Here is an 8343-nt window from a genome sequence, read left to right as displayed (position 1 = left end):
CAGAGTGACCAAAACCCGGCCCGGGGGGTCAATTTTCAACCGGTGCCAGGGGGTCAATTTTCAGGCGGTGTTGACAGCCGCCAACGGCGACACGAACCCCGCACTTCATAGACCACTGCAAAGCCCCTGAAGGTCAAGGTCTGTGCTTGCCAGCCCCACCGTGTGCCGCCCATAACGATCCTCATAGGCACTACCACAGCCTGTTCGAAGCCACTCAAGAACCGGCCTGCTCGCAAGCGATCAAGACGGCTGCGTCCCCCGATCGAGAGCCACCTAGGCGTAGACGACCAACGACACCGCAATGTAATGCACGATGAAGGCGGCGACCGTCAGCGCATGGAAAACCTCATGGAATCCGAACCACTGCGGTGACGGATTGGGACGTTTCAAGCCGTAGATCAATGCTCCGACGCTGTAGAACACCCCACCTGTGATGATCAGCACAACCGCGGCGACACCGGCGCCCGTCACGAAGTCGGGCAGGTAGAACACGGCCACCCAACCCAGAGCAACGTATACCGGCGTATACAGCCAGCGAGGGGCACCCACCCACAACACCCTGAAGGCCACCCCCGCCAGGGCACCGGCCCATACGATCCAGAGCAAAGCCCGCCCTTTGCTCTCAGGAAGTGCCAGCACCGCAAAGGGCGTGTAGGTGCCGGCAATGATCAGGAAGATGTTCGAGTGGTCGAGGCGCCTGAGCAGGCTGTGGGTCCGCGGAGACCAGTTGCCGCGGTGAAACAGCGCGCTCGTGCCGAAGAGGAGAGCGGCGCTGATCGCGAACACGGCGGAGGCGATCCGTTCCTCGGTCGTCCCGGCGACCACCAGGAGCACGATCCCGGCCACCACCGCAACGGGAAACATGACCGCATGGAGCCACCCGCGCAGTTTCGGCTTGGTAGTAGCGGGTTTGGCTGCTTCTTCGATGGTCATACTCCGTAAGTTACCAGCTGGTAGCAAATACGCCATGCCTCCAGACTTCGCCGCGGCGTCGGCTTCTCGACATAGGTCACGAGCACCATGGTCGTCCTCCCTCACGCGACGGCTAAAGCGAATCTAGTGAAGCTCCCAACCATACGAGGGGAAGAAAATCCGGGTCTCTCAGCCACGTCGAGTCCGCTGCAACTAGGTTCGAAGCACAGTCGGCCCAACCGGCTGTGCGGGAGGAGGAACCCACCATGAAGAAGGCTCTGATTGCATCATTGGCGGCCATGCTGGTCGTCGCCCTCGTACCGGCGGCCTCAGCCGGTGCCGGAGGCGGACCGAAGCCGCAATACTTCGTCGACGAGGCGCTGCTGCCCTTCGACGCCCTACCGGGGGCAACCGCCTACTGGGGTGTCCACAAGGGGGCGGGATACCGGATCGAAGTCCCAGCCAATTGGAACGGGGATCTCGTGGTGTGGGCGCACGGGTTCCGCGGGACCGACCTCGAACTGACGGTCGACAACCACCCGTTGCGCGACTTCCTGATCCCCAGCGGATACGCCTGGGCATCGTCGAGCTACAGCCGCAACGACTACGACATCACGACCGGGGTGCAGGACACCCACGCTCTCACCCAGCGGTTCAACGGGATAGTCGGCAATCCCGACAAGGTGTACCTCACCGGAGCCTCAATGGGTGGTCACGTCACCGCAGTTGCGATCGAGCAATATCCGAATACCTACGACGGTGCCATGCCGTTCTGTGGAGTGCTCGGCGACTACGAGTTGTTCGACTACTTCCTCGACTTCAATCTGGCCGCGCAACAGATCGGAACTGGAACATCTACGTATCCGGTCGACCCGCTCGCGTACCTTGGTGCAACGGTTCCGGCTATCAAGGCGAATCTCGAGGCGTTTCCCGGTGGATGGCCGTTCGCGCTCAACGCCGACGGGCAGAACCTCAAGAACCTGACCGAGCTGCGCTCGGGTGGCGATCGACCAAACTTCGATGAGGCATGGTTCTTCTGGAACACGTTCCCTTCGTTTGCGAGCGGACCCGGCAACTTCCTGTTCGACCTGGCCATCGGTGACGGTACGTTGCCCCGCAGTCCGGGCGTCGGCCTCGACAACACCGATGTGGTGTACCAGTTCGATACCGATCCGGCGCTGACGGGAGCGGAGCAAGCCTTCAACGACTCGATCTTTCGAATCGCCGCCGACCCTCAGGGTCGACACAGGAACGGCCTCGCCCAGGTGCCCGTCATCTCGGGCGACATCTCGATTCCGGTACTTACGCTCCACAACCTCGGTGACCTCTTCGTGCCGGTGCACAACGAGGTGGTGTACGCCGAACGAGTGGCGGCGCGCGGAAACAGCGACCTGCTGGTCCAACGGGCGATTCGGGGCGTAAACCACTGCGGCTTCACAGGAACCGAACTCGCCACCGCCTTTGCCGAACTGGTTGCCTGGGTGGAGTACGGAGTGAAGCCGGCAGGAGACGATTGGCTGAATGCGGCTGCTGTAGCTGCACCGGACTTCGGTTGTGCGTTCACCGACTTCGCAACACCGGGCGGTCACATTCTCGCCACACCCTGTCCATAACCGCATCGCGCCAATCTGAGGAGCGGATCCCCCGGGGGTCCGCTCCTCTTCTATTCGACACCCCCGATTTGAACCAGGGATCTCCCCGATGGAAGTCCCACCCGGAGGAAGCGACAATGAGCCGGTACCCACGACTGGGAGTAGGCAGACGTGTTGCGGCGAACCAAGATCGGATACGCCATCGGCGACCTCGGGCTTTCGATCGCCTACTTCGCCCTCGGGTTCTTCTTCCTCTTCTATCTGACCGACGTGGTGGGGTTATCGGCGGCGGCGGCGGGCACCGTGGTGTTGATCGGGAAGCTGTGGGACGGCGTCAACGACCCGCTGATCGGTATATTGAGCGACCGCACCCGCTCCCGCCACGGCCGCAAACGCGTCTACCTCCTGTATGGGGCCATCCCCTTCGCAGTCAGTTTCGCCCTCCTCTGGTGGCTGCCGCTGGGTGCCTCCCAAACGGTCACCTTCGTCCTGGCCACAGCCGCCCTCCTCTTGTTCGCCACCACGTACTCCCTCGTAGCCGTTCCCTACATGGCGATGGTGCCGATCATGACCGTCGACTACGACGAACGCACCCAGGTGATCGGTTTCCGAGCCATGTTCTCGTCGTTCGGCACCATCACGGGTGGTGGCATTGCACTGCTGGTCTCCAACGAAGACGGAGTAGAGAGTGCACTGCACGGGATGTCGATCGGCTTCGCCATCTTCTGCGCGACCGCAATCTTCGTCGCCGCCGCCAGCATCAAGGGACTCGAAGCCAAGAACGATTCCGACATCACCCGGGTGCCGCTGCGGCGGTATGTGGCACTCGCCCGGGAACCGAACGTGTCGACCCTCTTGTGGTTCAAGTTGCTCAGCGCCGTCGCCACCGGTGTGCTGGCCGCCTCCCTCCCGTTCTTCGCGGAGCACGTCGTGGGAAACACGGGCCTGGCCGCCATCAGTGTGGCGGCCTACACCATCGTCGGCGCGCTACTCGTCCCGCTGATGACCCGCCTCACCCACCGATACGACAAGCGGCACCTGCTGCTAGCGGCCAACCTCATAGCCGCCGTCGTCCTCCTAATCGTTGGCCTGATCGTCGATGCCGACTCGACCGTTCTCTTCGTCGTCGGGTCCGCGGTGCTGGGTGCTTCGATGTCCGCCTATCTGCTGATCCCCGGATCACTGGTTCCCGATCTCGTCGACTGGTATGAGTTCGCGTACGGGGAGCGGCACGAGTCGGTGTTCTTCGGCCTGTGGCTGACGATCCATCAACTCGGACTCGGGTTCGGCGGCCTGCTGCTCGGAGTCTTCCTCCAGGTATTCGGCTACGACGGATCCGCCGACGTGCAGACCGAGTCCGGAGTCATAGGAGTGCGATTGGCATTGGGCCTCATTCCCGGACTGTTCCTGGTAGCGGCAGCTCTGGTGCTGCTCCGGTATGGGATCACCAGGGCGCGATTTGATCAGGCGCGCCTTGCGCTCGCCGCTCAGACGCCGGCCGTCGAATCCTGACCAGACGGAGGTGTCCTAGCTTCCCGTGTCCGCCGGTTGTGACACCGGGCGTGTCTCTGCCCTCCGTCTGATGTTTCGAAACATGGTGCTCACATGGAAGAGATCAACCAACCCGAGCGGAACCATGGCCGGCCGCGCCCAGGGCGGCTCGAAGTTGGCGCGGGTCCGCACCAACAACCGGGTGGCCGTCGATCCGTGCTGGCGAAGCACAAATACCCAACTGAAATCGAGATAGTTGCCACCCTCGATCAACTCATGCTCACGTACCGCCAGCGCATTCTCATCGGACGGATCGAGCGTCTGACCCCGATACGGATGCCGGATCGAGTGGTACACGATTGCCTCATGGGTTCGAACCTCCATCACCCGGAAGTGGGCCGCGTAACCGGGCCCGTCGGGGACGATGTCTCCAGCTTTCAGGTGCTGCCACTCGGGAAGTATCACGTCGGAACTCTTGTTCTCGATGCGCCAGACGATCCGATCGAAGCGCTCATTCGTATACCAACCACCACGCCCGTAGCCCATCTGCACGAGCCACGGCCAGACCTGCTCGGGTGTGGCACTGATCGTCGTCGCCCGGGTCCACTCGATCATCGGGTTCGGGATGAGCCCGTCGCCGGGAAAGGCGTCGCGCACTCGTCATCAGTGACTCCCGAACGCCTCGATAGACGCACCAAGATGCCGGTACCTGACAGCAGGAGCGCCCAACGAACGAGACGATGCACTGACATCATGCACTCGACGCTAGCTCACCGGTCAGAGGTGTGGGCCGACCTCTGCGGCCAGGCGCTGCATCACCTCGACCTGGTGCTGATGATCGAGCGTATGGAAGTACGAGCGGGCCACGAACTCCACCGGGACGCCGGCTCGAGCTCGGATCGATTGGAGTTGCTCGACGATTCGTTCAGCGGGTCCAACGAACGCAGAACGCCGCCTGAACTCCTTCTCGTGCTCCGAGGGCAATTTCGGCGGCGGTGAAGGCAGCCCGATCCGGGAGGCGGACGCTTCCATGTCGTCGTATTTCCATTCCATCGCCCAGACGTGCTCCCCGATCTCGTTCCAGCCCAGCTCCTCCGAGTCGGCTGGATAGAGGATCGAGTAGTGAATAAAACGAAACTCGTCGGGATCCCGACCGGCCCGGTCGAGTTCTTCGAGGATCCACTCAACCTGTTGAACGAATCGATCTGGCGCCGAGTTGGCGAAGAAACCCTGAGTCAGCCGGGCTGCCCGCCGGACGGCCCGTTCGGCATTCCCACCAATCACGATCGGGATCGAAACGGACGGGGCGGGACGGACTCCGACCTCGGGCAGCGTGTACACCGAACCTGAATGCCGGAACGGTTGGCCGGTCCAGGCCTTGGGGAGAATCTCGAGGATCTCGTCCATCGCTCGGCCCCGCAACCGCAGATCGGCGCCCAGTCCTTCGAACTCGACCTGACTCCAGCCCAGCCCGAGTCCGAGGATCAGGCGCCCGTGGCTGAGCAATTGGACGGTGGCGGCGTCTTCCGCCAGGCGGATCGGGTCGTGAAGCGGAGCGAGGATGACCCCCGTCCCGATCTCGATCGTCTCGGTGACGGCGGCGAGGGCGGCGCTCACCACGAGTAGCGACGGCATGTAGCCGTCGTCGACGAAGTGGTGTTCGGTGGTCCACACCGAGGAGTAGCCGAGCCGTTCGGCCTCGACCGCCACCCGGACGGTCTCGTCGTAGGTGGCCGACCAATCGGCCTCGCCGGGTCGTAACTGAGCGCTGAGTAATCCGAATCCGAGGTTCATGTGGCGATCCTAGGGCAGATCAGACAAGGGCTTCCGGGAGAAACGAACCCGTGGTCGACCACCCGGAACGCAGGGGGTCGGTCGGTTTCCCGACCGACCCCCTCTCCCAGCCTCCCTAGTAGTCGCACACCCCTGTCGGGAAGATCGCGTTCAGCTGGGCAACCTCGGCGGTGTTGGGAGTCCACGATCCGTAGATACCCGAAGCGATCGCCGATTCGATCGACTGAAGTTCGCATTTGAACACGTCACCGGTAATCGGGGCGCCGGCCACGATCCGCGAGGTGGAAAAGATGGGGAACTGCGCAGTGCAGGTCCCCTGCGCACCACCGTCGAGAATCCCCGACCAGGCGTCGTCGCCTGCGTAGATCAGATTGCCCGACGAATCGAAGCAGGAGTCCACCGCCGCAGCCGGTTTGTTCACCGCCACCCGGCGTTTCGGATCGGCCGCGATGTTGGCCATCCACTCGTCGATCACCTCGAACGCCATCGGGGTTTGATCGAACACGCCGTCGTCCGTGAACCAGATGACCTGGTTGGAGGCGTCCCCGTCGTGATTCAAGAGACGCTGCCGGGAGGCAAACGACTGGTGCGAGTTGTGCATGTTCAACTCGCGCTCCAGATAGTTACGCCAGTCGATCATCGGGATCTCAATGGCCCCAACGTTGACCATCCCGCTCGAGAAGGCTGAGGCGATGGCGCCAGGATCCGCTTCTTTACGAGGGGCCGGCGTCAGCCCGCCGTCCGGAGACAAGGCCATGTTGCGAGCCGACCACACATCGATCTGATCCGGCCAGACGCCCGGGAACGGTGGCGAGACGGTTGGATCGACCAGGGAGCAAAGCGCACCAATGAATGGGCAGCCTTCCTGCACCATCTCGGGCTCGTTCTTCCATGATCCGGCGTTGGCGTTGAGATCGAGGAACTGGCCGGGTGTGATGTTGCCGTCGACCAGTGCCTGCAACCCGTACTGCACACCCACGTTGTCCCAGGTACTGGCCGCGTAGTCATCGGCGGCGTAGCCGTAGATGTTGATCAAGTCGGCGAAATGGGTCCACTCGGTCGATGCTTGATCCGATGGTGAGATCCCCGGAGCCGTCCCGAAGTGCGGGTTAAGCGCAAGCGGGGATAGCCCCCGCCAGCCCTCGATGCACTCTGATGAGCCGGCGGGATACCCCGGCGGCATTACCGAAATGAATCCATTGGAGACAGAGTTCGAGGCGTTGAGGCCCTCGAGCCAGCTCCGATGCTCCCAATCGGCCCAGGTGACATCGCCGGAGAACAATTCGAAGTCGATCCACCGCTCCAACAGTTCACAGTCACCGACGTGGATCGTCTGCGTGACCATGTCGGGATACGAATACTGGGGGATGGCCGCGTCGATCAGGCCGGGATGATTCTGGGCGTACACGTACTGCTGGATTCCACCGCCGGACCCGCCGACCCCAACGGTGTAGACGGGGTTCGCGTAGGCAGATACGAAGCGGTCCTTGACCATGATGGCGGTCTCGCCGCCCAGTTCGAGGTTGTAGTGCGTGCCGGTCTTCGTCCCGGTCGAGTAGACGACGGCATAGCCCTTGCCGAGACCGTAGTCGTAGAGCATCCGGCTCCCGCTGGGGTCACCCTGATAGTGACCGATGGCCACGCCACCCTGGAAGTAGTAGATCAGCTTGCCGTTCCAGGCGGAGAGGTCGGGTTCTGCATCTTGACCCTCGGGAGAAAGCACGGCAATCGAGTAGATGAAGCGGTTGATGGTTCCGCGCTCCCAGCGGACGATGTAGTCGACCGTCTCGCCGTCCATCGTGGTGGTTGTCGCCACATCGGAGGGCGGTGACACCGGGTCGTAATCACCCCAACCCCCTCCGGTCTTCATGTATTTGAACGACACAACGGTCTCAGTCGCACAGTTCTCGTCAATGGCAGGCCCGAGTTCGGCATTGGCCCGATCGCCGTCATCCGAGCAGAGAAACGGTTCCTGCTGAGGGCCCGAGAACATCGGCCCCGAGATCGGATAGTTGGTGAGCGTCAACGAGGACGCCGCGCCTCGGGCCCGCGAGTTCGGCAGGACCTGAACTAGGTTCTCGCCGACCACCAGGCCATCGACCACGCCTTCGAGAGTCGAGGTGCCGGGTACAACCTGGAAGTCGTCGGTGACGTCCTCACCGTTGAGGCGGATACGCGCTCGATCGAGATTGCCGGGAGGCACCCGCACCGACAGGCGCGCATCGCCGCCGCTTACGAGATCGGCCGGACTCGACAACACCTCGATTGCATATGATCGGTTGCGATCGGCCTTCGGTGCCGCACTCGCCGGTAATACGGCCAGCACCATGGCGCCGACCACGATGAGTACGAGCATGATTCGGAACGAGGATCGTCCCTTGGGCAACACAGACATGAGAACCCTTCCCGTTTCTTCCTCCCCTCGAACCTACCGAACGCGCGAACGCAACTGGCAGGCGGAATCGGAATTTTCTCCGCAATGCAATGCATCACCACGCGCCATTGCATTGCGGAGAAACGGAAGATCACGCGATACTGGTGAGTAACAACCGAC

Annotated in this window: 6 protein-coding genes; 2 read left to right on the top strand and 4 right to left on the bottom strand. The window is 62.5% G+C overall.

Going from position 1 to position 8343, the window contains the following annotated elements:
- Nucleotides 1-273: 273 nt before the first annotated feature.
- Nucleotides 274-933: a hemolysin III family protein gene (locus P1T08_13185; GenBank protein MDF1597027.1), complete on the bottom strand. Its 660-nt coding sequence runs from the start codon at nt 931-933 to the stop codon at nt 274-276.
- 245 nt (nt 934-1178) lie between these two features.
- Here P1T08_13185 and P1T08_13180 point away from each other — a divergent pair, with 245 nt between their 5' ends.
- Nucleotides 1179-2525, top strand: a complete 1347-nt coding sequence (locus tag P1T08_13180; GenBank protein ID MDF1597026.1) for a prolyl oligopeptidase family serine peptidase — start codon at nt 1179-1181, stop codon at nt 2523-2525.
- A gap of 150 nt (nt 2526-2675) precedes the next feature.
- Nucleotides 2676-4016 carry an MFS transporter gene (locus P1T08_13175; protein ID MDF1597025.1) on the top strand — a complete coding sequence of 447 codons (1341 nt, stop codon included), beginning with the start codon at nt 2676-2678 and terminating at the stop codon, nt 4014-4016.
- A gap of 15 nt (nt 4017-4031) precedes the next feature.
- Here P1T08_13175 and P1T08_13170 read toward each other — a convergent pair whose 3' ends face one another.
- The 3 genes from P1T08_13170 to P1T08_13160 form a co-directional block, all read right to left on the bottom strand.
- Complete coding sequence (locus P1T08_13170; GenBank protein ID MDF1597024.1) at nt 4032-4652, bottom strand: hypothetical protein; 621 nt, start codon at nt 4650-4652, stop codon at nt 4032-4034.
- 120 nt (nt 4653-4772) lie between these two features.
- Nucleotides 4773-5789 (bottom strand): LLM class flavin-dependent oxidoreductase, encoded by a 1017-nt coding sequence (locus P1T08_13165; protein MDF1597023.1) that lies wholly within the window; start codon nt 5787-5789, stop codon nt 4773-4775.
- 115 nt (nt 5790-5904) lie between these two features.
- A complete protein-coding gene (locus P1T08_13160; protein MDF1597022.1) occupies nt 5905-8145 on the bottom strand; it encodes a DUF6351 family protein in 2241 nt (746 codons plus the stop codon).
- Between the last annotated feature and the right edge of the window lie 198 nt (nt 8146-8343).

The sequence above is a fragment of the Acidimicrobiia bacterium genome (assembly GCA_029210695.1).
Classification (GTDB): Bacteria; Actinomycetota; Acidimicrobiia; order Spongiisociales; family JAHEDJ01; genus JAHEDJ01.
The sequence above is the reverse complement of the archived record's forward strand: the minus strand, read 5'-3'. Positions and strand labels throughout refer to the sequence as shown.